This window comes from Janthinobacterium sp. PSRC1-1, from assembly GCF_049897525.1.
Classification (GTDB): Bacteria; Pseudomonadota; Gammaproteobacteria; order Burkholderiales; family Burkholderiaceae_D; genus Janthinobacterium; species Janthinobacterium tructae.
In genome coordinates, this window is record NZ_JAFCWK010000001.1 from 610,413 (window position 1) to 636,131 (window position 25,719).

Here is a 25,719-nt window from a genome sequence, read left to right on the forward strand (position 1 = left end):
CGTGTGCATTTCCGGACAAGACGACTATCAAGGAGATTTACATGATTCAAGTGGCATTGTTCGGCGCCGGCCGCATCGGCCGTATTCACGCTGGCAATCTGGTGCGCCAGCCCGGCGTGCGCCTGAAATACGTGGTCGACGTGCATGCGGGCGCGGCAGCGGAAGTGGCGGCCCTGCATGGCGCCAGCGTCGCCAGCGTGGAAGCCGTGCTGGCCGACCCTGAAGTCAAGGCCGTGCTGATCGCCTCGAGTACGGACACGCATGCGGACCTGATCGTGCGCGCGGCCGCCGCCGGCAAGGCCATCTTTTGCGAGAAACCCGTCGACCTGACCCTGGAACGCGCGCGCGCCGCCGCCGCCGCCGTCAAGGAAGCGGGCGTGCTGTGCATGATCGGCTTCCAGCGCCGCTACGATCCCACGTTTGCCGCCGTCAAGCAGCGCATCGACGCGGGCGAGATCGGCACGCCGGAGATGCTCATCGTCACCAGCCGCGATCCGGGACCGCCGCCCGTCAGCTACATCCAGGTGTCGGGCGGCATCTTCAAGGATATGCTGATCCACGATTTCGACATCTTCCGCTGGATACTCGACGACGAAGCCGTCAGCGTGCACGCGACGGGCAGCTGCCTCGTCGACCCCGCCATCGGCGCAGCGGGCGACCTCGATTGCACGGCCGTGACCATCCGCACGGCACAAGGCCGCTTGTGCCAGATCAACACCACGCGCCGCGCCGCCTATGGCTACGACCAGCGCTTCGAAGTGCTGGGCAGCGCCGGCATGCTGCAGGCGGGCAACCACAAGCCGACGGAAGTGACGGCGTATGGTGCCGTCAACGTCAGCGTGGACCGTCCGGAAGATTTTTTCCTGGAACGCTACCGCGCCGCCTACGCCAGCGAGATGGCGCACTTTTTCGACGCCTTTGCCCACGGCGCTCCCCTGCGCACCACCGTCCACGACGGCTTGAAGGCCCTGGAACTGGCCGAAGCGGCCACCGTGTCGTGGCGCGAGCAGCGCATCGTGCAACTGTCATAAGGAAGCAATGCCATGAAGAATACGACTGAATTTGCCCCGGGCCGCGCGCTCGACGTGATCTGCCTGGGCCGTCTGGCGGTGGACCTGTACGCGCAGCAGATCGGCAGCACCCTGGAAGACGCCACCAGTTTCGCCAAATACCTGGGCGGCTCGTCGGCGAACATCGCCTTCGGCACGGCCCGTCTGGGCCTCAAATCGGCCATGCTGTCGAAAGTGGGCGACGACCACATGGGCCGTTTCCTCACCGATACTTTGTCGAAAGAGGGCTGCGACGTCAGCCATGTCGGCATCGACCGCGAGAGGCTCACCGCCCTCGTCATGCTGGGCATCAAGGATAAAAACACCTTCCCCCTGATTTTTTACCGCGAAAATTGCGCCGACATGGCCATCGAGCCGGCCGCCGTCGACGCCGCCTTTATCGCTTCCAGCAAAGCATTATTAATCACTGGCACGCATTTTTCCACGTCCGCCATGCACGCCGTCAGCACGCAGGCATTGCAACTGGCCCGCGCCAACAACGTGCGTACCGTGCTCGACATCGATTACCGGCCCGTGCTGTGGGGACTCTCCGGCAAGGCCGATGGCGAAACGCGTTTCGTCTCGAACGACGGCGTGACCAGCCATTTGCAGGCGATCCTGCCGCAATTCGATCTGATCGTTGGCACGGAAGAGGAATTCATGATCGCCGGCGGCGGTGCGGACATCATGGCCTCCCTGCGCGCCGTGCGGGCCGCCACGCTGGCCACCCTGGTCGTCAAGCGCGGTCCGCTGGGCAGCGCCGTCATCGAGGCGGGCATTCCTGCCGGTCTCGATGCGGCCTTCAACTATCAGGGCGTGCGCGTGGACGTGCTCAACGTGCTGGGCGCGGGCGACGCCTTTCTGTCCGGCTTCCTGAAAGGCTGGCTGCGCGGCGAGGATTACGACGCGTGCTGCCGCTACGCGAATGGCTGCGGCGCCCTCGTCGTGTCGCGCCATGGTTGCGCGCCGGCCATGCCGTCGCCTGTCGAGCTCGACTATTTCCTCGCCAATGCGGCCAAACTGAGCCGTCCTGATCAGGACGCCACCTTGTCCCGCTTGCACCGCACGACGGTGGCGCGCAAAGAGTGGAACGAGCTGTGTGTGTTTGCCTTCGATCACCGCACGCAATTCTTTGAGCTGGCCCAGCAGGGAGCCAGCGATGAAGCGCGGATTGCAAAGCTCAAGCAATTATTTGTGCAAGCCGTGGGCCAGACGGAGGCGGCGCGCGGCTTGCAGGGCGGCACGGGCGTGCTGATCGATGACCGCTATGGCGCCGATGCGCTCAACGATGCGACGGGGCGCGGCTGGTGGATCGGCCGTCCCGTCGAGATGCCGGGCTCGAATCCGCTGCAGTTCGACTGGGGGCGTTCGCTCGCGTCGCGCCTGACGCAGTGGCCCAAGGAACACGTGATCAAGTGCCTGGTGCAATTGCACCCCGACGATACGCCGGAAAACCGGCTGGAACAGGAAGCGCAGATCAAGGGCTTGTACGACGCCGCGCAAGTCACGGGCCATGAATTATTGCTGGAAATTATTCCCGCCAAGTCGCTGCCGCAGCACGACGATACCGTGTATCGCGCGGTGAAGCGGTTGTACAACCTGGGCATCTATCCGGAATGGTGGAAGCTGGAAAGCATGTCGGCTGCGCAATGGCAAGCGATCGATGCCCTCGTGCACGAGCGCGATCCGTATTGCCGTGGCGTGGTATTACTTGGCTTGAACGCGCCGATCGAAAAACTGGCTGCGAGTTTTGAGCAAGCCAGTGCCAGCACCACGTGCCGCGGCTTCATGGTGGGGCGCACCATCTTCCAGGAGCCGAGCCGCCGCTGGCTGGCCGGCGAGCTGGACGATGCGGGCCTGATCGCCGCCGTGCGCGCCAACTTCGAGCAGCTGATTTCCCTCTGGCAGCGCACGCGCAACCGTCTGGAGCGTGCCGCATGAAGACGACGATCCGCTTGACCATGGCGCAGGCCCTGGTACGCTATCTGGCCGCCCTGCGCACGGAGGACGGTGATGGTTCCTTGACCCCCCTGTTCGGCGGCGCCTTCGCCATCTTTGGCCACGGCAACGTGGCAGGTATTGGTGAGGCGCTGTACCAATACCGGGAATCCTTCCCCACCTACCGCGCGCACAACGAACAGGCGATGGCGCATTCGGCCATTGCCTACGCGAAAGCGCACATGCGCCGGCGCATGCTGGCCGTGACCAGTTCCATCGGCCCCGGCGCCACCAACTTGCTGACGGCCGCCGCGCTGGCGCACGTGAATCGCTTGCCGGTCTTGCTGTTGCCCGGCGACGTCTTCGTGTCGCGTGCGCCGGACCCGGTCTTGCAGCAGCTGGAAGATGGCAGCGACGGCAGCGTCTCGGTGAACGATGCGTTCAAACCGCTGTCGCGTTACTTCGACCGCATCGTGTATCCAGAGCAATTGCTGACGGCCTTGCCACGCGCCATTGCCGCCTTGACGGACCCGGCCGCCTGCGGTCCCGTCACGTTATCTCTGCCGCAAGACGTGCAGACGATGGCGTATGACTATCCGGAAGAATTCTTTATGCCGCGCATCGTGCGTTTCCGCGCCGTGCCGCCCGTCGAGCAGGAACTGGAAGAAGCGGCCGCACAGTTGAAAAACGCGAAGCAGCCGCTGATCGTCGCCGGCGGCGGCGTGTTGTACGGCAAGGCCAGCGCCGCCCTGCGGGCGTTCGCCGAACGCCATGGCATCCCCGTGGCGGAAACCCAGGCCGGCAAGAGCAGCTTGCCGTGGGACCATCCGCTGCAGCTGGGCGCCATCGGCGTGACCGGTTCGCCCGCCGCCAACAGCCTGGCGGCGCAGGCCGACGTGGTGCTGGCCGTCGGCACGCGCCTGCAGGATTTCACGACGGGATCGCACTCCCTGTTTGCGCAGGCGCAACTGGTCAGCCTGAACGTCAACGCTTTCGATGCGCTGAAACGCCGGGGCCTGGGCTTGCAGGCGGACGCGACACTGGGCTTGCAGGGATTGTCGCGGCAGTTGGGCGGCTGGCACAGCGCGGGCCAGTGGCAGGAGCGCGCGCAGCAGGAGGCGAATGCCTGGCGCGACACCGTGCTGGCGATCACGGGCAAACGGGAAGTCGCCGGCTTGCCGTATGACGGCGAAGTCATCGGCGCCGTGCAGCGCTCGGCACCGGATTCTACTGTGCGCGACATCGTCGTCTGCGCGGCGGGGACCTTGCCGGCCGAACTCCATAAACTGTGGCGAACGGAAACACCGGGCGGCTACCACATGGAATACGGCTATTCGTGCATGGGCTATGAAATCGCGGGCGGCCTCGGCGTCAAGATGGCCAAACCGGAAGCGGAAGTCATCGTCATGGTGGGCGACGGCAGCTATCTGATGATGAATTCGGAAATCGCCACCTCCGTCATGCTGGACAAAAAACTCATCATCGTCGTGCTCGACAACCGCGGCTATGGCTGCATCAACCGATTGCAGCAGGCGTGCGGCAATGCCTCGTTCAACAATATGTTGCCCGACAGCGCCCCGCGTATCGACTTCGCCCTGCATGCGCAAGCGCTGGGTGCGCTGTCCGAACACGTGGCCAACATTGCCGAACTGGAACAGGCGATGCTGCGCGCCCGCGCCGCCGCGCGTACCTATCTGATCTGCATCGACACGGACGACACGCGCACGACGCAAGAGGGCGGCTGCTGGTGGGAAGTGGCCGTACCCGAGGTCTCCACCCAGCCAGGCGTGCAAGCTGCGCGCGCCCGTTATGAAAACGATCGTCTGAAACAAAGGAATTGAGATGACTACCTGGAATGTCAAGATCGGCATCAACCCGATCTCGTGGATGAACGATGATTTGCCATCGCTGGGCGGCGAGACGCCGCTGGAAACGGCCCTGAAGGAAGGTGCCGAGATCGGCTACGTGGGTTTTGAATTGGGCAACAAGTTTCCGAAAGATGCCCCGGCCCTGAACGCCGTGCTGGGCAAGTATGGCCTGGCGTGCGTCTCTGGCTGGTATTCGGGACGGCTGGCGCACCGCTCTGTCGAGGAAGAGATCGCCTCCGTGGCATCGCACTTGCGCCTGCTGGCCGACAGCGGCGCCACCGTCATGGTGTACGGCGAAGTGGCCGACGCCATCCAGGGCGAAGCGCGCCCTTTATATAAGCGCCCGCGTTTCCAGTCGCAGCAGCAATGGCAGGACTACGCCGACAAGCTGACGGCGTTTGCCAGGCACTTGCTCGACCACGGCGTGCGCCTGGCCTACCACCACCACATGGGCGCCTACGTGGAAACGCCGGCGGACGTGGATCAATTGATGGCCCTGACGGGGTCCGAGGTCGGCTTGCTGTTCGACACCGGCCACATCACCTTTGCCGGCGGCGACGCGCTGGCGGTGCTCAATAAACATATCGACAGGATTTGCCACGTGCATTGCAAGGACGTGCGCCCCAACGTGGTGAAACTGGCCCGCAATGGCCACTGGAGCTTCCTGCAGGCCGTCATCAATGGCGCCTTCAGCGTGCCCGGCGACGGCTGCATCGATTTCCCGGCCATCCTGACGCGGCTGTATCTGCATGGCTACGCGGGCTGGCTGGTGGTGGAAGCGGAGCAAGACCCGGCCGTGGCGCCCAGTTACCAGTATGCGAAGATGGGCCACGACTACCTGGCACATCTCGTCGAAGCGATTCCCCGCCTGGGCAGGGAAGCGGCATGAGCCCGCTGCTGGTGAAAGCAGGGCAGGGACAGACCATCGTCGAAGTCACGCCCGAGTCGGCCGGCTGGACGCATGTGGGCTTTGCCGCGCACCGCCTGGCGGCCGGCGAACCGCTAACGTTGGAGACGGGCAAGCGCGAACTGTGCATCGTCGTGCTGACGGGCACGGTCACCGTGCGGGCCGGTGAACAGACCTGGGAAGCCATCGGCGGGCGCGCCAGCGTCTTCGAGGATCGCTCGCCCTACGCCGTGTATGTGCCGCTCGATACTCAGGTCAGCATCACGGCCGTGAGCGCCGCCGAGGTCGCCCTGTGCAGCGCGCCAGCCACCACGCACCGTCCGGCGCGCCTGATCGAGCCAAGCGCCATGACGCGCTCCGTGCGCGGCAAGGGCGCCAATACCCGCTATGTGTGCGACATCCTGCCGCAGACGGCCGAGGCGGATGGCTTGCTGGTGGTCGAGGTGGTCACGCCGTCGGGCCACTCGTCGAGCTATCCGCCGCACAAGCACGACAGCGACAATGTGCCGCTGGAAAGCTCGCTGGAAGAAACGTATTACCACCGCATGAACCCGGAGCAGGGCTTTGCCTACCAACGAGTCTACACGGATGACCGTTCCATCGACGAAGCCATGGCCGTGGAAAACCACGACGTGGTGATGGTGCCCAGGGGTTACCACCCCGTCACCGTGCCGTATGGCTATGACGGCTATTACCTGAACGTGATGGCCGGCCCGCGACGCGTGTGGCATTTTAAAAACGACCCGGCCCATGAATGGCTGATGACGAAATAACCAAGGACAAGACAATGACAACGCAACAGATCGGCCACTTTATCGGTGGCAACCCCATGGCGTCGCGCTCCGAGCGCACGAGCGACGTTTTTAACCCTGCCACAGGAGCGGTGACCGCCAAGGTGGCCCTGGCCACTGCCGCCGAGCTGAACGCGGCCGTGGCCGCCGCCCATGCGGCCTTTCCCGCCTGGTCGCAAACGTCGCCCCTGCGCCGCGCCAGGGTCATGTTCAAATTTAAAGAGTTGCTCGAGCAAAACGCCGACAAGCTGGCCGCCCTGATCACGGCCGAACACGGCAAGGTGTTTACCGATGCGAAAGGGGAAGTGACGCGTGGCATCGAAGTGGTGGAGTTTGCCTGCGGCATCCCGCAGATGATGAAAGGCGAATATTCGGAGCAGGTGGCCGGCGGCATCGACGCCTGGTCGATCCGCCAGGCGCTCGGCGTCTGTGTCGGCATCACGCCGTTCAATTTCCCCGTGATGGTGCCGATGTGGATGTTCCCGATGGCGATTGCCTGCGGCAATACGTTCGTCCTCAAACCGTCGGAGCGCGACCCGTCGGCCAGCCTGCTGCTGGCGCAACTGTTGACGGATGCGGGCTTGCCCGACGGCGTGTTTAATGTGGTGCAGGGCGACAAGGAAGCCGTGGACGGCTTGCTGCATCACCCGGACGTGCGCGCCGTCAGCTTTGTCGGCTCCACGCCGATCGCCGAAACCATCTACGCCACCGGCTGCGCGCAGGGCAAGCGCGTGCAAGCCTTGGGTGGGGCGAAAAACCACATGGTCGTCATGCCCGACGCGGATATCCCGCAGACGGTCGATGCCCTGATGGGCGCGGCCTTCGGTTCGGCCGGCGAGCGCTGCATGGCCATTTCCGTCGTCGTGGCGGTCGGCAATGTGGCGGACCAGCTGGTCGAAGCGCTGGTGCCGCGCATCGCAGCACTCAAGATTACGCAGGGCATGGATTTGTCGGCCGAGATGGGCCCCGTGGTGACGCAAGTGCACAAGGAGAAGATCGCCGGCTACATCGCCACGGGCGTCAAGGAAGGCGCCAAGCTGGTGGCCGATGGGCGCGGTTTCGTGCTGCCCGGCCACGAAAAGGGCTTTTTCCTCGGCGGCAGCCTGTTCGACCACGTCACGCCGGAGATGACGATCTACAAGGAGGAAATCTTCGGGCCAGTCCTGTGCATCGTGCGCGTGCCCGATTTCACGGCGGCGCTGGACCTGGTCAACGCGCATGAGTACGGCAACGGCACGGCGATCTACACGCGCGACGGCAACACGGCGCGCGAATACACGCACCGGGTGCAGGTGGGGATGGTGGGCGTCAACGTGCCGATTCCCGTGCCGATGGCGTTCCACAGCTTTGGCGGCTGGAAGCGCAGCCTGTTCGGCGACCACCACGCGCATGGCCCGGAATCGGTGCGTTTCTATACCAAGCAGAAGGCGGTGACGCAGCGCTGGCCGGCCTCGACGGCGGCCGGGGCCGAATTTGCCATGCCGACCTTGAAGTAGGGTGCGATGGCGGCGCGCAGCATCAGCGCATCAGCGCGCCGCCACGTGGCCGTAGCAGGTTTTCAGTTTCGCATAGTCGTAGAAGACGCTGCCGGGCGCGATGCGGGCGCCGTCGCAACTGGCCTGGAAGTCGGTTTCCTTTTCGTTGTACAGCAGGCGCACGATCAGCCGGCCTTCGCCGTTGCGGTACACATCCCACTGCATGTTGGCCGCCAGCGGCGAGACGCTCTGGCCGCGCCACGGATTCGTCTCATAGCTGTAGCTGGCCGATGCCGGCACGGGCGCCAGCACCTGCTTCAAGCCCATGGCCGAAGCGAGCGGAATGAGCATCTCGGCGTGCGTGAAGCGCAGCTTGGCCGCGTGGCGCAAGTCTCCGCTGGCCAGCGCGTCGACTTCCTTGAAAAAATCCTCGCGCAAGGCCAGCGCGAAACGCCAGGTCACGCCGCCGCTTTCCGTGGTGGCCGGTCCCTTCTGGTAAAAATCCTCGTAGTCGGCCACATACGCGTAGTAGCGCGCATCTTCGACGGGCATGTAGCGGCTGAAATCGGCCGGCACTTCATGCCGCATGCCGGCGGCGATCGCATACAGCTCATACAGTGTCGTGGCGGCCGCATTCAGGCTGCGGATGACCGTCTTGCCGCTGCCCGCCATGGTGCGCGTGAGCTTGCCGTCCGCGCTGGTGAAGGTGTAGCTGCCCGTGTCCGCATAGCTGGCGCGGCCGCTTTCAAACTGGTCGAGGAAGGCGGGCGCAAACAGCCGTTCGAGCACATGGCGCGCATGCGCGGTCGCCGCTGGCAGCCTGGCGGGAGCATCCATCAGCGCATGCAGTTGCTTGGTTCTTTCATAGTACTGGTAGGCCTGGCTGGCGGCATAGGTGGCGTAATGCGGGTTGGCCCGATCGGTGACAAGATCTGTCTGCGGCGCCAGCTTGTGCGCATACAGCAGGAAGCGGTTCACGCCATCGGGCTGCAAAATCGGCTGTACCGCGGCCTTGCGTCCCTGCGGATATGGCGCGGGCGCGGGCGGCAGGTACAACAAGGGCGCCAGCGCGGGTGCGTGCTCGAGCAGCGATTGCGTGAAGAAGCGCGAACTGTCGCGCGCGCGGTCCACGCCCGAGTTGATGGTGACGAGCTGGCGCGGTGCCGTCGCAGCCTCCTGCCCCACTTGCGCGAACAGGGCGGGCAGGCGCGCCAGCATGCGCGCGGCCAGCTGCCGGTGTTCGTCGATGCCCGTCTGCGACAGATTGCCATAGCCGGGCTGCTCGATGCCGGCCACGCCATAACCGAGCAAGGCATTCGCCTTCATCAGGGCCAGGATGTCGGGACCCAGTTCGCGTCCCAGGGGCGTGAGCGCATCCTGCGCGGCCGCTTGCTGCCACATCGCGTACAGGGCCGCATCGTTTTTCATGCTGGTCAGCCCCCGCGAGCCGTGGCGCGCCACCAGCTGCGTGAAGATGGGCTGGAAGCCGTCCGGCGGCGCGGCATAGGTGGCCGGGTCCTGCTGCGGCGCATACGGTGTCTTGGTCTGGTAATAGCCTTCGACGGCCAGGGCGGGGCTGGCGCAGAGGGCCAGTGCCAGGGCCAGCATCTTGCTGGTCGGAGTAAGTGGTAGGCGCATGGAAGTCCGTCGCTGAGTTTAATTTCCTACGTGCAAGCCTAGCACCAAACGTGAAACAGGCGGGCACGGCTGAATGCCGTCCCGCCCGCGTTCCCTGCTTACTGTGCCACGTGGCCGTAGCAGGTCTTCAGCTTCGCGTACACATAGAAATGGCTGCCGGCGGCGAAGCGGGCGCCGTCGCAGGCGGCCTGGAAGTCCGTTTCCTTTTCGTTGTACAGCATCTTCACCAGCACATTACCGCTGCCGTCGCGGTACACATCCCACTGCATGTTGGCGGCCATCGGCGCCACGTACAGGCCGCGCCAGCTGCTGTTGTCATAGCTGTAGGTCTGCGCCGCCGGCAGCGTGCCGACGACGGTCTTCAGTCCCATGGCCGTGGCCAGCGGGATGATGGCTTCGGCGTGCGTGAAACGCAGCTTGGCGCCGTGCGACAGGTCGCCGCGCGCGATGGCGTCCACTTCCGTGAAGAAGTCTTCGCGCAGCGCGCGCACGTAGTTCCAGGTGACGTTGGCGCTCTCCGTGGTGCCGGGACCCTTGTTATAAAAATCCTGGTAGTCCTGCACGAAGGCCTGGTACCTGGCCGCGTCCGACGGCATGTACTGCACGAAGTCGGCTTTGACCTCGTTCGTCATGCCGGCCATGATGGCGTACAGGTTGTACAGCACGGAAGCGGCATCGGCCAGGCCCTTGATGGTGGTCTCGCCGTCGCCCGTGACGGTGTTGGTGAACTTGCCGTCGTCGCTGGTGAAGCTGTAAGTACCCGTATTGGCGAAGCTGTAGGTGCCGTTGTCGATCTTGTCCACAAACGCCTTGGCAAACAGGCGTTCCAGCACTTCGCGACCCAGGGTGCGGGCCGTGGCGTCCGTGTCGATGGCCGTGTATTTGGCCACGAAGTCGGGGCTTTTCAGGTAGGTCTGGTAGGCCTGGCTGTCCTGGTAGGTCGGGTAGTAGCGGTCGAGGGCATCGGTGACCAGGTCCGTCTTCGGCACCAGCTTGTGCGCATACAGCAGGAAGCGGTTGGTGCCGGCCGGCTGCGCCACGGGCTTGCCGGCCGGGTAGCCGGCGGGGGCGGGCGGCAAGGTGATCAGCGGGGCGACGGCCGGCGCAGTGCTGGCCAGCGACTGCGCGAAATACGCGGCGCTGTCCTTGGCGCGGTCCACGCCGGAGCTGACGGTGACGATCTGGCGCGGCGCGCTGGCGGCATTGGCGCCGAGCTGCGTGAACAGGGCGGGCAGGCGCGCCAGCATGCGCACGGCCAGCTGCCTGTGTTCATTGATGCCCGTCTGCGACAGGTTGCCGTAGCCGGGCGCCGTGATGCCGTCCACGCCATAGCCGAGCAGGGCGTTGGCCTTCATCAGTTTCAGGATGTCGGCGCCCAGTTTTTGCCCCAGCGGCGTGAGCGCATCGTCGGCGGCGGCCCTTTGCCAGACGTTATAGAAGGCGGCGTCGTACTTCATGCTCGACAGGCCGCGCGAGCCGTGGCGCGCCACCAGTTCGGTGAACACGGGCGCGTAGCCGGCTGGCGCGGCCTCGTAGGTGGCGGCTTCCTGTTGTGGCGTGTACGGCGTCTTGGTCTGGTAGTAGGTGGCGGGCGGTGGCGTCACCGGCGGCGTTACCGGTGGCGTGACAGGGGGCGGCGTATCGTCGCCGCCGCCACAGGCGGCCAGGGCGAGCATCAGGAGGGACAGGGGAAGATGGCGTGCGTGCAGCATGGCGTTTCCTTCAGGTGTGGTTAGCCCGGGCGCGCCGCACAGGACGGCGCACCCAGGGTAGACAGGCAGGGGGGGAATTACAGCTTGAGGGCCTTGGCCAGGCTGTTGGCGCGCGCATCGCGTTCGCTCAATGGCGCCAGGCCGTGGCGTTCCTCGATGAACTTCAGGATCGACACGGTTTCATATTCGGTATGGTCGATATGCCCGCCTTCGCTGAAGGGCGAGATCACCAGCGCGGGGATGCGCGTGGCAGGGCCGAAGCGGTCGCCTTTCGGGGGCGCCACGTGGTCCCAGAAGCCGCCGTTTTCATCGGTGGTGACGATGACGACGGTATCCTTCCATTGCGGGCCTTCCATGATGGCGCTGATGATGGCCACGCCCTCGTCGTCGCCGGCCGCCACGCTCGATTTTTCCATCCCCGGGTGCATGTTCTTCTTGCCCATCGGCTTGTAGAACGAGACGGGCGGCAGCTTGCCTGCCTTGATGTCGGCGAGCATGTCGGAGCGGTCCTTCAGGTGCGTGGCGCGCTGCTGCGGGCTGTCGATGAAGCGCTTGAAGTAAGTGAACGGCTGGTGGTGATACGAGAAATCCTCGGCCTTCTTGCCCGACTTGGTCGAGGCGACGGCGATGTCGTAGCCGTCGGCATAATAGACCCAGGAAATGCCCTTGTCCGTCAGGCGGTCGCCGATGGTGGGCATGGTTTGCGGCGGCAGGAAGGTCTGCTTCTTGGTGGGGTCGAACAGCAACGGGCCTTGCATGGTGTTGACGGCGTAGCCATCCTGCGTCACTTCCGCCTCTTCGCCCTGCTTGTGGCCCGTGCCGCGGTCATCCTGGGCGACGATGGACTCGGGCGCGTTCGGGAACACGGGCGTGCAGGCGCAGGTCAGCCACATGTGGTTGAGGAAGGAACCGCCGTAGGCGGACTGGAAGAAGCGGTCGGCCAAGGTGTAGCGCTGCGCCAGCGCCCACAGTTTGAGCTTGCTGCCGTCGAAATAGCCCATGGGCAGGGCGCCCGTATTGCCCTCGACGACGAAGCGGTCATTCTTGCCGTCGTTGATCTGGCGCTTGTGCGTCCAGAAGGCATGCACGGGACTGGCCGTCTTGTCGCCCAGCGAGACGCTCGGCTCCATGCGGAAGGCTTGGTTGCCGATGTCGCCCTTGAAGCGCGGATCCAGGCCGCCCTTGTCGAACGCCACGGCGGGCAGCAGGCGGTACGGCTTGCCATCGGGGCCTATCTGCGTGGTGGTGTCGGGCGCGTGGCCATTGGCGATGCCGTCGGCGCCGGGGAAGGTGCCGAACAGATGGTCGAAGCTGCGGTTTTCCATGTACACGACGACGATCTGGCCGATCTTCGCCAGCTTCGGATTGGCGGCGGCCGTGGCGGCCATATCTTGCCGCGTGGCGGTGGGGGTGGTGCAGGCCGCCAGGCCGATGGCGCCGGCGCCGAACAGGGCGATTCTTAGAACGTGGTTCAACATAACAGTCTCCTTGATACGCCTCCGCGGACGGGGCGTTTTTTTAATGGTGTGGCCAGAACTGGCCTGCTTGAAGAAATTGCACACGTGTGCAGCACGCGTGTGCAAACAGTAACCCGGATTTTTTTTGATGTCAACAAGTACAGGCGGGGGACGAAAAAGTGTGGGAAACGGGGAACGGCGGGCGGTGGCGGGCGGGCAGACGGCGCGGCGCCATCTGCCGTGTTGCATCGCTTAGCGCGTCGTGCCGCGCCGCACCAGGGTGACGGGCACTTCCTTCAGGCGGCCCGGCATGGCAAATTTTTCCATGCGCTCGACCAGGCTCTTGACGGCGCGGCGGGCCAGTTCGCCCGCATCCTGGCGGATGGTGGTCAGCTGGTAGGCGTCCAGCGCGGCCATGGGAATGTCGTCGAAGCCGATCACCTGCAGTTGCGCGGGCACGTCGATGCCGTACTTGCTGCGCGCCGCATCGATGAAGCCGCAGGCGATCAGGTCGGTGGCGCAAAAGACGCCGTCGGGCAGCTTGCTTGATGTGAGCAGGGCGTCGGCCGCTTCCTGGCCCGCCTGGTAGCCGATGGCGTCGGCCAGGTATTCGCCGGCCGTGCAGCGCTTCTTCGCCACGGCCGGCGCCAGGTGGTCGAGGAAGGCCTTGCCGCGCGCGATGCCGCTGAAACTGCTTGCGCGCGTGTTGACGAAGGCCAGCCGTTTGGCGCCGCTGTCGAGCAGGGTGCTGGCCGCCAGTTCGCCGCCATGGCGGTTGTCGCTGTTGACCACGTCCACGCCTTTCAGGTCGCGCGCGCGGTTGATCATGGCCACCGGCACTTGCCGCTGCAGGTATTCCGTGGCGACGGCGGACGGCGGCGAGCCGGACGTCATGATGACGCCGGAAATCTTGTAGCTGAGGAGGATGCGCAGCAATTCGCTGAGACGTTCGGGGTCTTCCGTATTCATCAGCAGCGGCACCAGCGCATGTTCGCTCAGGCTGCGCGTGATTTCCCCCAGCAGGGCCACGCGGAACGGGTCCGTGAAGCCTGTGATGACGACGCCCACCAGGTTGCTTTGTCCCTGGTTCATGCTGCGTGCCAGGATGTTGACCTGGTAGCCCAGCGACTGCGCCGCCTCCATCACGCGGGCCCGCGTTTCGGGCGCCACGCTGGCGCCGGGCGTGAACGTGCGCGAGACGGCGGAGCGGGAGACGCCGGCCCGTTTGGCGACGTCCACCGAAGTGACCCAAGACTTGTCTTTTTGTTCCATTGACGGTGTAGATGAATGAGAGGCCGATGCACGATGCGGTGCGGCGCAATGCCGCGCCATCATCTTAGCCGAAAATGCCGGCCGCGGCGCAAACTGAATGCCAGTCCCGCGTCATGGCCAGCGTGCCGGTGCTCAGCCTCTCGATCGTCCTACCACTTCGGCGTGTACTTCAGGGTGAACTGCACGTTGCGCGGGTCGCCATAGTAGTTATTCGACCCCGTGGTGTTGTAGGCCGGGATGATGTAGCGTTTGTCGAAGACGTTGTTGACGTTGACCGACAGGGCTACCTGCGGCGTGGCTTGCCACGCCAGGCGTGCATTCCAGATCGAGAAGCCGGCAAGCTTGAAGGTCCGATTGGTATCGAGCGTATGGCTTTGCGTGTTGACGCCGGCGCCGACGCTGAATTTGTCCCAGGCGCCAGGCAGCGTGTAGCTGGACCACACGCGCAGCATGTGCTTGGGCGTCCAGGTGGAAAAGACCTTGCCCTGCTCGTCCGGGTCGTTCAGATAGGTCGTCGTCGTGTAGGCATAGCCGGCCGACAGCTGCAAGCCGCGCGCCACTTCGCCCGACACTTCCGCTTCCAGGCCCTGGCTGCGCACCTTGCCCGAGGCGCGCGAGCAGTACCCGTCGGGGCACACCATGCCCGCAGCATAGTCGGTGACGGCACGGTTCTTGTGGTCGTAGCGGAACACGGCCAGCGAGGTGTTGACCTTGCCATCCATCAGCTCTCCCTTGATGCCCGCCTCGTAGTTGCTGCCCGTGATGGGTTTGAGGACCTTGTCTTGCGCATCGCGGATGCTTTGCGGCGTGAAGATGTCGGCATAGCTGGCGTAGGCCGACCATTGCGGATCGAGCGCGTAGATCAGTGCCGCCGATGGCGTGAACCTGGCGGTGGCGTTGAGCTGTTCCTCGGGGCCTTTGGGTGTCGCATACACGAAGTCGTACCAGCTGAAACGTCCGCCCAGCACGGCTTTCAGCTTGCCGGTCAACTGGCCGTTCCAGCTGCCATACAGGCCTTTCTGGCGTATTTCGTAGGTGCTGACGGGACGCACGCCGCGCGCGGCGATGCTGTCGAGGTCTTGCCATGGGCGGTTGTGCCTGATGTTGAAGACGTCCGCACCGGATTCCCAGGCGCGCGCATAGACGTCGTCCGAGGCCATCGTGACATAGCTGGCGCCCACGAGGACTTCCTGCGCGATGCCCAGGCCGTCGAATTTGCCGCGCACGTAGGTATCGATGCCGCGCTTGCGGTTGTCGAAATCCATGCCAAAGTCGCCATAGCGCGCGCCGCTGCCGTCGGGATTAATGGGCATGGCCACGCGCTGGTGCACGGAGCTGGTGTTTTCCTTCATGCTCACGGCCGATGCCTTCAGGCTCCACTGGCTGTTGAAATGGTGTTCCAGGTCCAGATACACGTTGGTTTGTCTGGCTTCGCTGCGGTTCCAGTCGGCGCCCGTGAAGGTGGAGCGGGGCAGGTTCAGCGCGCTGCCGTCCGCGTAGCGGGGCAGGCCGATGAAGGTGGGGCGGCCATGGTCGTTGACGTTGCTGATGGCCAGGCCCAGGGTGGTGGCCGGTCCCAGGTCGTAGTCGAGCGCCGCGTACAGGGTGCGGTTCTTGCTCCACACCTGGTCGACAAAGGAATGGGTATCGTCTTCATCGACGATGGCGCGTCCGCGCAGGCTGCCGTCCGCATTCAGGGGCATGCTGACGTCGAGCTGGGCGCCGTAGTGGTCCCAGGAGCCGACGCGCGCCGTCATGCTGACACTGCGCGCGGCGGTCGGGCGCTTGCGCACCAGGCTGACGGAGCCGCCCGGACTGCCCGTGCCGACCAGCATGCCCGAGGCGCCGCGCAGCACTTCCAGTCGGTCGTAGATGACCATGTTTTCCTGGCCCCAGTTACCCAGCGCATAGGTGTTGCGGTCGATCGGCACGCCGTCGTACTGCCACTGATCGATCTGGAAGCCGCGCGCCGTGATGACCACACCCGGTCCCACGCCATGCACGCCCACCACGCCGGTGACGTTGTTGACAGCCTCGCGCAAGTCCGTGATGCCCTGGTCGTCCAGGCGCTGGCGCGTCAGCACGCTCACCGATTGCGGGATGTCCTTCATCGACTGCTCGCCCTTGCCGATGGTGATTCTGCGCGCCGTGTAGGAGCCGCTGCCTTCCGTGGTGGCGCCTTGCTCGGCCTGGCCGACGATGGTAATCGCGGGCATGGTGCGTTCGGCCGCCGAAGCGGCGCTGGCCGCCGCCGTGGGCGCGGACGCCGGCGCGGCCACCAGCACATAGCCGGTGGACGTCTTGCCGATGGCGTAGCCGCTGCCGCGCAGCAGCACGGCAAAGCCGTCCTCGATGGCGTGGCTGCCCTGCAGGCCGGCCGTCTGCAGCCCCTGCACCTTGGAGGCGTCGATGACGATGGACACGCCCGCCTGCTGCGCATAGCGGTTCAGGGCGCCGGCCAGCGGACCGGCCGGGATGGCGTAGCTGATGGCGGCAGGGCTGGCCTGCGCGGCGGCCTGGGCGTGCAGACTGGCGCCGGCCAGCAGCAGGGCGGCCAGGGCGAATGGATGCAGCCGCGTGCGCAGCGCGCGCGGGGAGGAAACGTTAACGATTCGAGCGGACATGGTGACAGCCTTTTTTGATTGATCTCAGCTGCCTTGACGCACGAGATGCGCCAACACGAACCTGCGCGGGCATTTATTTTTTTGCGGGCGCGTCCACCATCACCAGGTAGCGCGTCAGCATGCGGATGCGCAGCTGCGGGAAATTGTCGATCAGCAGCTGCAGCGCCTTGTCCGTGTCATCCAGCGGCAGCACGGCGGCCACGCGGATGCCGGCGATCTGCGCGCGGTCGTAATGCAGCTGGCCGGGGCGGTGACGGGTCAGTTCGTCGAGCACCTCGGCCAGTGGCAAGTCGTCGACCACCAGCTGGCGCGCGCGCCAGGCATCGTGCACGCTGGCCGCATCGATGCTTGTTAGCGCTCCGACGCCATCGTCCGTGATGCGCGTGCGCTGGCCGGCCTGCACCACGACGGCCGGATGTTGCGGCACCTGTGCCAGCACTCTGGATTCCAGCATGCTCAGGATGGTGGCGCCGTCTTCGCTGCGCACGCTAAAACGCGTGCCCAGCGCGCGGATCGCCGCCTGGCCGCTGTCGACGAAGAAGGGGCGCTGCGCATCCTTGGCCACGTCGACGAGGATGTCGCCACGCACCAGTTCCACATGCCGCTCGCCCGCGTTGAAACGCACGTTGACGGCGCTGTTGCCGGCCAGGGTAATCTGGCTGCCGTCGGCCAGGGTATGCGTGGACCATTGTCCCGTGGGGCTGCGCAGGTCGGCCAGCAGGTAGGCGGGTCGCTCGCCGATGAGCAGCGCACCGGTCAGCACCAGCACGGCCACGGCGCTGGCGGCGGCCAGCTGGCGCAGACGCTGGCGGGGGCGGGGACGGTCGGGGGCGATGGCGGCCAGGGCGGCGCGCGCGGGACGATGGTCGCCGCCGGCCGGCTCGCGCACGGCGCTCAATTGGCGCAGCAGGTTTTCCATGCCGGCGGCCGCGCTCGCGTGCAGCGGGTCGGCCGCCTTCCACGCGGCGAAGCCGGCCTGTGCGGTGTCGCGCTCGGCCGGGTCGTCGGCGCTGAGCTGCACGATCCAGCGGGCGGCCTGTTCGGCGGCGATATCCGCGCCGGGGTGATTCATGCCGCCATGGCCGGGCAGGCGTGGCGGCAGGCCAGCAAGGCTTGCACCAGGTATTTTTGCACCATGCGCGTGGAGACGTTCAGGTGTGCGGCGACGGCGGCCTGCGATTGCTCTTCCAGGTAGTGCAGCAGAAAGGCGTCGCGCGCCTTGCTGGACAAGCCGTCCAGCGCCGTGGCGATCTGCCCGAGCGCCTGCACGGCCATCAGGATCTCGTCCGGCGAGGGCGCGCCGGGCAGGCTGTCGGCCAGCAGGGCCAGTTCCGCCAGGTAGCTGCGCTCGAGTAGTTGGCGGCGTGCGCGGTCGAGCAGCAAGCGCTTCGCCGTGGTGGACAGGTAGGCGCGCGGCTCGCGCATGCCGAACAGCGCGTCGCGCGAAGCGATGATGCGCACGAAGGTGTCTTGCGCCACGTCGGCCGCGCCATGCGGGCAGCTGAGTTTTTTGCGCAGCCAGCCGACCAGCCAGCCGTGATGTTCGCTGTAGAGCGACTGCACTTGCTGTTGCAGGCTGGGCTGGATGGCGGACATGGGCGATGAATAATATGAATGAGAATTATTCTCATTGTAAGCGCCAGTGGCGGTTTGTCACAATCCCCGATTGCATGCGAGTGGCGCAGGTGTTGTGCGCAGGCCGCATGCGCGGCGGCGCCGGAAATGAAAAAACCCGCCGCTGCACGGGGCAGGGGCGGGTTTTTCGATGCTGCAAATTCTTGGTGGTGATAGGTGGACTTGAACCACCGACCCCAGCATTATGAATGCTGTGCTCTAACCAACTGAGCTATATCACCAAACAGACCGGTCAGACCGGATGCTCGTTTTGACCAGGTGAAACCTGATCGATGTTCTTTGGTGGTGATAGGTGGACTTGAACCACCGACCCCAGCATTATGAATGCTGTGCTCTAACCAACTGAGCTATATCACCCAACAGCCGAGCATTATCCAGTCTTCGCATTTCCTTGTCAATGCCGGCGCAAAAAAATGTGCGGATTTTTTGCGTGCCGGCACGGGCATGATTATTTTTGTAACGGCGTCAGCAACGGCCGGATCTGCGCCAGCATGGACGCGGCCGGCTCGGCACCGAGGCAATCGATGACGATGCGCTCCGGCATCGAGCGCAGCCAGGTCAGTTGTCGTTTCGCCAGCTGGCGCGTGGCGATGATGCCCGTCTCGCGCAGGGTGGCGCGGTCGATGCGCCCGTCGAGATATTCCCACGCCTGGCGGTAGCCCACGCAGCGCATCGAGGGCAGGCCCGGATGCAGGTCGCCGCGCCGGCGCAGCTGCTCCACTTCGTCGAGCAGGGCGTCGTTTTTCAGCATGAGGTCGAAGCGCGTGGCGATGCGCGCGTGCAGCACGGCGCGGTCCGACGGTTCCAGCGCGAACGATTGCAATTGAAATGGCAGCACGGTCTTTTCGCGCCGGGCCAGCAGGGCCGACATGGGCTGGCCGGACAGGGCGATGATTTCCAGCGCGCGGCCGATGCGCTGCGCGTCCTGCGGCGCCAGGCGCGCGGCCGTGACGGGGTCTTGCTGCGCCAGGCGCGCATGCATGGCGGGCCAGCCGATGGCGGCCGCATCCTCTTCCAGCTGGGCGCGCAAGGCAGGATCGGCGCCGGGCAAGTCGTCGAGGCCATCGGCCAGGCCCTTGAAGTACAGCATGGTGCCGCCGACCAGCAGTGCCAGCTTGCCGCGTGCCGTGATCTCGCTCACCAGGCGCAGCGTATCGTTGCGGAACTGCGCCACGGAATACGCGTCGAGCGGGTCGATGATGTCGATCAGGTGATGCGGTACCTGGGCCAGTTCTTCTTGCGACGGCTTGGCCGTGCCGATATCCATGCCCCGGTAGACGAGGGCGGAATCGACGGAAATGATCTCGGACGGGATGGCTTGCGCGATGGCCAGCGCGCTGGCCGTCTTGCCGCTGGCCGTGGGGCCCATGATGGCGACGGCCAGGGGGAGGTGTGGGGTGTTTTGCATGTTGACTCTTGTAAGGTGGTGCGTAGGTCGGCTTAGCGCAAGCGTAAGCCGACGTGATGCCGCCGCTGCAGTGTCGGATTACGCTGCGCTAATCCGACCTACTGGCCGCGCAGGAATAATTTATCGAGCGCGTTGATCTCGACCTGCACCCACGTGGGCCGGCCATGGTTGCACTGGTCGGCGCGCTCCGTGCTCTCCATCTGGCGCAGCAGGGCGTTCATTTCCTGCACCGACAGAATGCGGTTGGCGCGCACGGCCGTGTGGCATGCCAGGGTGCCCAGCAATTCGTTCTGGCGCTCGATCAGCACGCGCGAGCCGCCATATTCGCGCACGTCGCGCAGCACGTCGCGCGCCAGCGTTTGCGCGTCGGCGTTTTTCAGCAGGGTCGGCACGCAGCGCACGGCCAGCGTGGTGGGCGACAGGGCGGCGATGTCGAAGCCCAGCGCTTTCAAGGTGTCCTGGTTTTCATTTGCCGTCGATACTTCGATGGCGTCCGCGTAGAACGTCACGGGTATCAGCAAGGATTGCACCTGCATGTCCTGGCCCGACACCTGCGCCTGCAGCGCGTTCTTCAGCTGTTCGTACAGGATGCGTTCGTGTGCGGCGTGCATGTCGACCAGCACCAGGCCCTTGGTATTCTGCGCCAGGATGTAGATGCCGTGCAGCTGGGCCAGGGCAAAGCCCAGCGGATATTCTTCGCGCGCCATCGCTTCGGGCGAGGCGATGTAGGGCTCCACCTGCGTGATCGGCGAGGATGCACCGTTGCTGCCGAACAGGGCGCCGTAGGCCGCCGTGTCTTGCCCCACGCCTGGCGCGTCGGCAAAGAAGGGGCGGGCCGCGCCGGGTGCCGCTGGCGCGAAGGTATTCGTGAATTGTGTGCCGAACGATGTCTGCGTCTGCTCGCGGCGCCAGATGCCGGGACCACCGGAGGCGGCGCCAGCGTCGCCACCGCCCAGGCTGGAGGCGGCCGGCAGGGGCGCCGGCACGCTGCCAAACGCCGTGGCCGAGGTCTGCGCCAGCGCGCGCTGCACGGCGTGGAAGACGAACTGGTGTACCGAGCGGCTGTCGCGGAAGCGCACTTCGATCTTCGACGGGTGCACGTTGACGTCGACCAGCGCCGGGTCGAGGTCGAGCGCCAGCACGTACGAGGGAAAACGGTCGCCATGCAGCACGTCCTGGTAGGCCATGCGCACGGCATGCACCAGCAGCTTGTCGCGCACGAAGCGCCCGTTGACATAAAAGAACTGGCCGTCGGCGCGCGCCTTCGAGGCCGTCGGCAAGCCGGCAAAGCCGTGAATGCGCAGGGTGCCGGCCGACTCGTCCAGCGCCAGGCGCGCTTCGGCGAAGTCATTGCCCAGGATGTGGGCGCTGCGCTTGGCCAGTTCGCTGATATTCCACTGGTCGATGGTGCGCCCATTGTGCGACAGCGAGAACGCCACGTCGGGGCGCGCCAGGGCAATACGGCGCACGACTTCGGCGCAGTGGCCGTATTCGGTCTGCTCGGATTTCAGGAACTTGCGCCGCGCGGGCGTGTTGAAATACAGGTCTTGCACGTCGACCGTGGTGCCGTGCGCGCCCGACGACGGCGAGACGCTGCCGTTGTGCGAGCCGACGATTTCCCATGCATGGGCCGCGTCGGCCGTGCGCGAGGTCACGGTGACGGCGGCCACCGAGGCGATCGAGGCCAGCGCCTCGCCGCGGAAGCCCAGGGTGCCGACGTTTTCCAGGTCGTGCAGCGAGGCGATCTTCGAGGTGGCGTGGCGCGCCAGGGCCAGCGGCAACTGATCTTTATCGATGCCGCGGCCATTGTCGGTAATCGCGATGCGTTTCACGCCCCCTTCTTCCAGGCGCACCGTGATCTGCGTGGCGCCCGAATCGAGCGCGTTTTCCAGCAATTCCTTGACCACGGCCGATGGCCGCTCGACCACCTCGCCGGCGGCGATTTGCGAAATCAACTGGTCAGGCAGGGCCTGGATCGGGCGGTGCGGCGTGATGGGAGCGTTCATGCGGTCATTATACCGGGGTCAGACCCGTCGGGTCTGACCCCAGCCCTTGTTCTTGGGCTAAAAGTTGACCTACTTCCCCACCTCCCGCACCGGTATCGGCGCATTGCACACGTCGACGTGGCCGGCCGTGACCTTGCTCCACGGGCCGCCGCGGCGGCGCTGGGCTTCCAGCACGGCCTGGTAGGCGGCGCTGTCGGTGCGCATCACTTCCAGGTTGCTGCGCTGGGCCAAAGGTACGCTGGCGGCCAGGCGGATGGCCTGGATCGGCACGTTTTTCTCGGGGCTGTCATAAAAACCCATGGGCGCCGTGCCGCGCGGCAGGGTCGACAGCAATGGCATGCCGGCGACGACCCGGCCGACGACGGTGATGTCGCGGTCCAGGTGACGCGGCGACTGGCCGATGACGGCGTACAGCTCGGTGCCGCCGCCGCTGTCGCTGGCGTTGTCGCGGCCCACGCCCACGGTGGCGTAGCAATGCGTGAGCCAGGCCGTACCGGACTTCGGATCGCGCGCGGACGGGAAACCGTTCGAATGGCCCACTTGCGGCGCATAGCCGTCAACGTCCGGCAGGCGCGTGAAGCTCTTGATGTTTGTCAAAGGGACCGTAAATTCGCCGGGCAGGGTGCGCCGGGCATGCTGGATCGGCTTGGGATTTTTCTCGTTCGGATCGCCCCACTGCGCCACCCAGTTGTCCTGCGCGCGCGTGATGGCCAGGCCGTCGTAATACTGTTCGGCGACCAGGGCCTTGATATTGGCCACGTGCTTCGGCGCGAAGTCGGGCGCCAGTTCGATCACCACGCGGCCGGCGGGAATGTCCATGTACAGGGTGTTGTCCGGGTCCAGCGCACGCCAGTCGGACGGTTGCGTAGCCTTGATCACGTCGGCCAAGGTCGCCTTGGCCGGCAATTCGGCGGGCGCCTTGATCTGGACGGGCGCCGCGTGGGCGGACAACTGGGCAAGGCCCAGCACGCTGGCCATGCTCAGGCCGCTCAGTGAATGCAGATACATATTCTCTCCTGGTCGGCGCGGATTGCACCGGTCAGAAAGTGTATACCGGAATGGCAATATTTCGTTGGAAAAACATTGCGGATAGCAATACTGATAGTGGCCTGCCGAGGCGGCGTTTCCTTAACCTTTACTTAAAATGCCACGCCGCCAAGGGCGCTGCCGAATTAATCACGAAATATCGGCCGGGGGACTGCCGTTGCGCTGGCCGGGTGGTGTATGATTCCGCCGCTACCTTTAGGGAAAAATATATGGATTTTGTGCAATTCCTCGACATGATCGTGCATGTCGACAAGACGCTGGGTCTCTTGATCGAGCAGTACGGTACCCTCGTGTATGCAGTGCTGTTTGCCATTATTTTTTGCGAGACAGGCCTCGTGGTGCTGTTCTTCTTCCCTGGGGATACCTTGCTATTTATCGCCGGCGCGTTTTGCGCGACGGGACAGATGCACCTGGGCTTGCTGATCGCCTTGCTGGTGACGGCCGCCGTCACGGGCAACACGCTCAATTACTGGATAGGCGAGGCCATCGGGCAAAGGGTGTTTACCCACGATTACCGCTGGATCAACAAGGATGCCATGCGCCGCACGCATGAATTCTTTGAAAAGCACGGCGGCAAGACCATTATCCTGGCCCGTTTCGTGCCGGTGGTGCGCACCTTCGCGCCGTTCGTGGCCGGCATTTCCGACATGACGCATGCGCGCTTCCAGATGTACAACGTGACGGGTGCCCTGTTGTGGGTGGTCGGTCTGGTGACGGCGGGCTACTTCTTCGGCAATATCCCGTGGATCCGCGACCACCTGACCTTGATCGTGCTGATCGGTGTCGGCGCCGCCGTGGTGCCGGTGGTACTGGGCGGCATGTGGAAACTCTACAAGCGCATGGTGGGCAAGTCGGCTTGACGCTGCGTCGATCCAGGGCAAGCACGCTGCGGCGCCGTCCGCAGCTGGCCCTGGATTAGCTTTCTTCTCCGCATTTCTGTTTTACTCCCGCGCTGATTCAAGTTTTGTTGCTTTCCAGCCGTAAACCAGAGGGTGTTCTCACTTTCTGGATTTCCATGCGACATTTGAGCGCCCTGTTAGCTTGCAGCCTTGCCGCGATGGCGGTCATGGCAAGCGCCAAAGATGCCCCCGCCGCGGCGAGCGCCAGCACATCCGCGCCGATGTCGGCGTCGGCGCGCGCGGCCGCCATGAAAACCCTGACCGAATCGGTGAAGGGCAAGGAGGGCAAGAAGGAGGTCAAGGCGCCTGTCGTCGTCGCGCCCACGGCGCGCGAGAAGGAAGAAGCGGCCGAAGTCGACCTGTCCGAACGTATCGCGGCGCGCCTGGCGGAAATGCGCGCCACCCAGGCGGCCCGCGCCGCCGCCCGCGCCAAGCGCGCCGCCGTGGTGAAAGCGGCGCCGCCGCCGCCACCTCCCGTGGCGCGCGGCACACACTGGTCGTACGAGGGCGACAGCGGCCCGGCCAACTGGAGCAAGATCAATGTCGACTGGGCCAAGTGCGGCAATGGCAGCCGCCAGTCGCCGATCGATATCCGCGATGGCATGAAAGTGGAACTCGAGCAGATCAGCTTTGACTACCACCCGTCATCGTTCAACGTGGTCGACAATGGCCACACGGTGCAGGTGGGCGTGAGTGGCGGCAATTACATCACGGTGCAGAACCGCATGTTCGAGCTGCAGCAATTCCATTTCCACCGCCCGTCCGAAGAGCGCATCAATGGCAAGGCGTTCGAGATGGTGGTGCACCTGGTGCACCGCGATGCGGAAGGCCGGCTGGCCGTGCTGGCCCTGCTGCTGGAACGCGGTGCGCCGCAAGCGACCATCCAGACGGTGTGGAATAACCTGCCGCTGGAAAAATTCGAGACCATGCAGCCGACCATCCTGCTCGATCCGGCCGAGATGCTGCCGGCGCGGCGCGATTACTACACCTACATGGGATCGATGACTTCGCCGCCGTGCAGCGAGGGCGTGTTGTGGCTGGTGATGAAGCAGCCGGTGCAGGCGTCGCCGGCGCAGATGGCGCTGTTCAGCCGTTTGTATCCGTTGAATGCGCGTCCGATTCAGCCTACGAATGGCCGCATCATCAAGGAATCGAATTAAATAAACTCAAGACGCTGGCGGCCGGTCCATTGCGCCCCAGCCGCGAGCGTATCGGGCTGGATCAGCGCCGGCTCGATGCAGATGAAGCGCTGGTATTCGTCGTCGGCCAGGTCGGGCAGGGCGGCCGCGTCTTGCGCGCCCGGGTTCCATACGACGGCATCGGTAAAGCCCTGCTGCTCCAGGCGCAGGGTGTGGCTGCCAGACTGCAGGGTCAAGGCGCCCGGCAGCTGGTAGTAGATGCGATCGAGCTTGTCCGCAAATTGCAACAGCTCTTCCGCCTGCAAGGCATCTTGCGGCGTTTCGTCCGAATAGCGCACGCGCTGCAGGCCGCCTATGCGCGCCTCGCTCAATTGATCGATCGAAAAATAGCTGTGCAGGGCGGCCGAGAACGGAAACGCCTGCTCGCCCGTGTTGTGCACGGACAGCTGCAGTTCCAGCGACTGGCCTTGCACCGCCACGCGCAGGCGCAGGGTGAAGGCCCAGGGCCAACTGGCGGCGATCGCTTCCGGCAAGTCAACCTGGGTCAGGGCAAATTGCGCCCATGCGGCGCCATCGGTGTCGCCGGTCGATTCCAGCTGCCACGTCGCCACGCGCGCAAAGCCGTGGCGCATGCCCGTGCCGCGCGCGCCGAACTGAGGGAAGATCACTGGCACGCCGCCACGGATGGCGCGGCTGCCGTCGAGGGCTGAATCGCGGCTGCAGAACAGGCGCTCCTGGCCATCGCTGGTCTGCCACGCGACCAGGTGGCCGCCATACAGGGTGACGGTCGCCTGCGCGCCATCGGCGGCGCGGATGGTCACGGCAGGCAATTGGCCAAAAGTACTCTTGTTCAT

Annotated in this window: 20 protein-coding genes and 2 tRNA genes; 8 read left to right on the forward strand and 14 right to left on the reverse strand. The window is 65.1% G+C overall.

Translation table 11 applies throughout. The features are described from left to right. The first annotated feature begins 41 nt into the window (after positions 1–41). Genes iolG through ACP7DW_RS02805 form a run of 6 tightly spaced genes read left to right on the forward strand, consistent with a single transcriptional unit; the run spans position 42 to position 8,049 of the window. A complete protein-coding gene (gene iolG / locus ACP7DW_RS02780) occupies positions 42–1,031 on the forward strand; it encodes an inositol 2-dehydrogenase (protein ID WP_426053510.1) in 990 nt (329 codons plus the stop codon). Positions 1,032–1,043: 12 nt separating this feature from the next. After that, positions 1,044–2,990, forward strand: a complete 1,947-nt coding sequence (locus ACP7DW_RS02785) for a bifunctional 5-dehydro-2-deoxygluconokinase/5-dehydro-2-deoxyphosphogluconate aldolase (protein WP_426053509.1) — start codon at positions 1,044–1,046, stop codon at positions 2,988–2,990. After that, positions 2,987–4,828 (forward strand): 3D-(3,5/4)-trihydroxycyclohexane-1,2-dione acylhydrolase (decyclizing), encoded by a 1,842-nt coding sequence (iolD, locus tag ACP7DW_RS02790; RefSeq protein WP_426053508.1) that lies wholly within the window; start codon positions 2,987–2,989, stop codon positions 4,826–4,828. The genes ACP7DW_RS02785 and iolD overlap by 4 nt, the downstream gene beginning before the upstream one ends. 1 nt (position 4,829) lies before the next feature. Continuing rightward, positions 4,830–5,744: a myo-inosose-2 dehydratase gene (iolE, locus tag ACP7DW_RS02795; RefSeq protein WP_426053507.1), complete on the forward strand. Its 915-nt coding sequence runs from the start codon at positions 4,830–4,832 to the stop codon at positions 5,742–5,744. Continuing rightward, positions 5,741–6,535, forward strand: coding sequence for a 5-deoxy-glucuronate isomerase (gene iolB / locus ACP7DW_RS02800; protein WP_426053506.1), 795 nt, complete (start codon positions 5,741–5,743; stop codon positions 6,533–6,535). The genes iolE and iolB overlap by 4 nt, the downstream gene beginning before the upstream one ends. Before the next feature lie 14 nt (positions 6,536–6,549). Then, complete coding sequence (locus ACP7DW_RS02805) at positions 6,550–8,049, forward strand: CoA-acylating methylmalonate-semialdehyde dehydrogenase (RefSeq protein WP_426053505.1); 1,500 nt, start codon at positions 6,550–6,552, stop codon at positions 8,047–8,049. Positions 8,050–8,079: 30 nt separating this feature from the next. On the opposite strand, the gene ACP7DW_RS02810 is transcribed toward ACP7DW_RS02805, so the two are convergent. The 12 genes from ACP7DW_RS02810 to ACP7DW_RS02865 all read right to left on the reverse strand — a co-directional run bounded on the left by ACP7DW_RS02810 (position 8,080) and on the right by ACP7DW_RS02865 (position 22,788). Further along, the gene (locus tag ACP7DW_RS02810) at positions 8,080–9,666 is read right to left on the reverse strand and encodes a histidine-type phosphatase (RefSeq protein ID WP_426053504.1); all 1,587 of its coding nucleotides are present in this window, start codon (positions 9,664–9,666) and stop codon (positions 8,080–8,082) included. A gap of 98 nt (positions 9,667–9,764) precedes the next feature. Next, positions 9,765–11,378: a histidine-type phosphatase gene (locus ACP7DW_RS02815; protein WP_426053503.1), complete on the reverse strand. Its 1,614-nt coding sequence runs from the start codon at positions 11,376–11,378 to the stop codon at positions 9,765–9,767. A 77-nt stretch (positions 11,379–11,455) separates the two neighbouring features. Continuing rightward, positions 11,456–12,856 (reverse strand): alkaline phosphatase family protein, encoded by a 1,401-nt coding sequence (locus ACP7DW_RS02820; protein ID WP_426053502.1) that lies wholly within the window; start codon positions 12,854–12,856, stop codon positions 11,456–11,458. 231 nt (positions 12,857–13,087) lie between these two features. Next, entirely contained in the window at positions 13,088–14,074 is a 987-nt protein-coding gene (locus ACP7DW_RS02825) for a LacI family DNA-binding transcriptional regulator (RefSeq protein WP_426085188.1), read from the reverse strand. Positions 14,075–14,256: 182 nt separating this feature from the next. Continuing rightward, positions 14,257–16,731 (reverse strand): TonB-dependent siderophore receptor, encoded by a 2,475-nt coding sequence (locus ACP7DW_RS02830; protein ID WP_426053500.1) that lies wholly within the window; start codon positions 16,729–16,731, stop codon positions 14,257–14,259. A 73-nt stretch (positions 16,732–16,804) separates the two neighbouring features. Then, on the reverse strand, positions 16,805–17,803 hold the full coding sequence (locus tag ACP7DW_RS02835; RefSeq protein ID WP_426053499.1) for a FecR family protein: 999 nt from the start codon (positions 17,801–17,803) through the stop codon (positions 16,805–16,807). Then, positions 17,800–18,327 (reverse strand): sigma-70 family RNA polymerase sigma factor, encoded by a 528-nt coding sequence (locus ACP7DW_RS02840; RefSeq protein ID WP_426053498.1) that lies wholly within the window; start codon positions 18,325–18,327, stop codon positions 17,800–17,802. The genes ACP7DW_RS02835 and ACP7DW_RS02840 overlap by 4 nt, the downstream gene beginning before the upstream one ends. 183 nt (positions 18,328–18,510) lie before the next feature. After that, a tRNA-Met gene (locus tag ACP7DW_RS02845) sits at positions 18,511–18,587 on the reverse strand. A 59-nt stretch (positions 18,588–18,646) separates the two neighbouring features. Then, positions 18,647–18,723 (reverse strand) — tRNA-Met (locus ACP7DW_RS02850). A gap of 91 nt (positions 18,724–18,814) precedes the next feature. Further along, complete coding sequence (gene miaA / locus ACP7DW_RS02855; RefSeq protein ID WP_426053497.1) at positions 18,815–19,774, reverse strand: tRNA (adenosine(37)-N6)-dimethylallyltransferase MiaA; 960 nt, start codon at positions 19,772–19,774, stop codon at positions 18,815–18,817. Between the two features lie 98 nt (positions 19,775–19,872). Next, on the reverse strand, positions 19,873–21,780 hold the full coding sequence (gene mutL, locus ACP7DW_RS02860; protein ID WP_426053496.1) for a DNA mismatch repair endonuclease MutL: 1,908 nt from the start codon (positions 21,778–21,780) through the stop codon (positions 19,873–19,875). Between the two features lie 69 nt (positions 21,781–21,849). Beyond that, positions 21,850–22,788 carry a peptidylprolyl isomerase gene (locus ACP7DW_RS02865; RefSeq protein WP_426053495.1) on the reverse strand — a complete coding sequence of 313 codons (939 nt, stop codon included), beginning with the start codon at positions 22,786–22,788 and terminating at the stop codon, positions 21,850–21,852. A 248-nt stretch (positions 22,789–23,036) separates the two neighbouring features. On the opposite strand from ACP7DW_RS02865, the gene ACP7DW_RS02870 reads away from it, so the two are divergent. Further along, the gene (locus ACP7DW_RS02870) at positions 23,037–23,687 is read left to right on the forward strand and encodes a VTT domain-containing protein (RefSeq protein WP_071075583.1); all 651 of its coding nucleotides are present in this window, start codon (positions 23,037–23,039) and stop codon (positions 23,685–23,687) included. Between the two features lie 97 nt (positions 23,688–23,784). On the opposite strand, the gene ACP7DW_RS02875 is transcribed toward ACP7DW_RS02870, so the two are convergent. Then, positions 23,785–23,976: a hypothetical protein gene (locus ACP7DW_RS02875; RefSeq protein WP_426053494.1), complete on the reverse strand. Its 192-nt coding sequence runs from the start codon at positions 23,974–23,976 to the stop codon at positions 23,785–23,787. On the opposite strand from ACP7DW_RS02875, the gene ACP7DW_RS02880 reads away from it, so the two are divergent. Further along, positions 23,975–24,886, forward strand: coding sequence for a carbonic anhydrase (locus tag ACP7DW_RS02880; protein ID WP_426053493.1), 912 nt, complete (start codon positions 23,975–23,977; stop codon positions 24,884–24,886). The two genes, ACP7DW_RS02875 and ACP7DW_RS02880, sit on opposite strands and share 2 nt — an antisense overlap. On the opposite strand, the gene ACP7DW_RS02885 is transcribed toward ACP7DW_RS02880, so the two are convergent. Beyond that, entirely contained in the window at positions 24,883–25,719 is an 837-nt protein-coding gene (locus ACP7DW_RS02885; RefSeq protein ID WP_426053492.1) for a D-hexose-6-phosphate mutarotase, read from the reverse strand. The two genes, ACP7DW_RS02880 and ACP7DW_RS02885, sit on opposite strands and share 4 nt — an antisense overlap.

What these genes read in the sequence shown, in the direction of transcription:
- iolG (WP_426053510.1), top strand. Translation starts at nt 42, where the DNA reads ATGATTCAAGTGGCATTGTTCGGCGCCGGCCGCATCGGCCGTATTCAC.
- ACP7DW_RS02785 (WP_426053509.1), top strand. Translation starts at nt 1,044, where the DNA reads ATGAAGAATACGACTGAATTTGCCCCGGGCCGCGCGCTCGACGTGATC.
- iolD (WP_426053508.1), top strand. Translation starts at nt 2,987, where the DNA reads ATGAAGACGACGATCCGCTTGACCATGGCGCAGGCCCTGGTACGCTAT.
- iolE (WP_426053507.1), top strand. Translation starts at nt 4,830, where the DNA reads ATGACTACCTGGAATGTCAAGATCGGCATCAACCCGATCTCGTGGATG.
- iolB (WP_426053506.1), top strand. Translation starts at nt 5,741, where the DNA reads ATGAGCCCGCTGCTGGTGAAAGCAGGGCAGGGACAGACCATCGTCGAA.
- ACP7DW_RS02805 (WP_426053505.1), top strand. Translation starts at nt 6,550, where the DNA reads ATGACAACGCAACAGATCGGCCACTTTATCGGTGGCAACCCCATGGCG.
- ACP7DW_RS02810 (WP_426053504.1), bottom strand. Translation starts at nt 9,666, where the DNA reads ATGCGCCTACCACTTACTCCGACCAGCAAGATGCTGGCCCTGGCACTG.
- ACP7DW_RS02815 (WP_426053503.1), bottom strand. Translation starts at nt 11,378, where the DNA reads ATGCTGCACGCACGCCATCTTCCCCTGTCCCTCCTGATGCTCGCCCTG.
- ACP7DW_RS02820 (WP_426053502.1), bottom strand. Translation starts at nt 12,856, where the DNA reads ATGTTGAACCACGTTCTAAGAATCGCCCTGTTCGGCGCCGGCGCCATC.
- ACP7DW_RS02830 (WP_426053500.1), bottom strand. Translation starts at nt 16,731, where the DNA reads ATGTCCGCTCGAATCGTTAACGTTTCCTCCCCGCGCGCGCTGCGCACG.
- ACP7DW_RS02835 (WP_426053499.1), bottom strand. Translation starts at nt 17,803, where the DNA reads ATGAATCACCCCGGCGCGGATATCGCCGCCGAACAGGCCGCCCGCTGG.
- ACP7DW_RS02840 (WP_426053498.1), bottom strand. Translation starts at nt 18,327, where the DNA reads ATGTCCGCCATCCAGCCCAGCCTGCAACAGCAAGTGCAGTCGCTCTAC.
- miaA (WP_426053497.1), bottom strand. Translation starts at nt 19,774, where the DNA reads ATGCAAAACACCCCACACCTCCCCCTGGCCGTCGCCATCATGGGCCCC.
- mutL (WP_426053496.1), bottom strand. Translation starts at nt 21,780, where the DNA reads ATGAACGCTCCCATCACGCCGCACCGCCCGATCCAGGCCCTGCCTGAC.
- ACP7DW_RS02865 (WP_426053495.1), bottom strand. Translation starts at nt 22,788, where the DNA reads ATGTATCTGCATTCACTGAGCGGCCTGAGCATGGCCAGCGTGCTGGGC.
- ACP7DW_RS02870 (WP_071075583.1), top strand. Translation starts at nt 23,037, where the DNA reads ATGGATTTTGTGCAATTCCTCGACATGATCGTGCATGTCGACAAGACG.
- ACP7DW_RS02880 (WP_426053493.1), top strand. Translation starts at nt 23,975, where the DNA reads ATGAAAACCCTGACCGAATCGGTGAAGGGCAAGGAGGGCAAGAAGGAG.
- ACP7DW_RS02875 (WP_426053494.1), bottom strand. Translation starts at nt 23,976, where the DNA reads ATGGCGGCCGCGCGCGCCGACGCCGACATCGGCGCGGATGTGCTGGCG.
- ACP7DW_RS02885 (WP_426053492.1), bottom strand. Translation starts at nt 25,719, where the DNA reads ATGAACAAGAGTACTTTTGGCCAATTGCCTGCCGTGACCATCCGCGCC.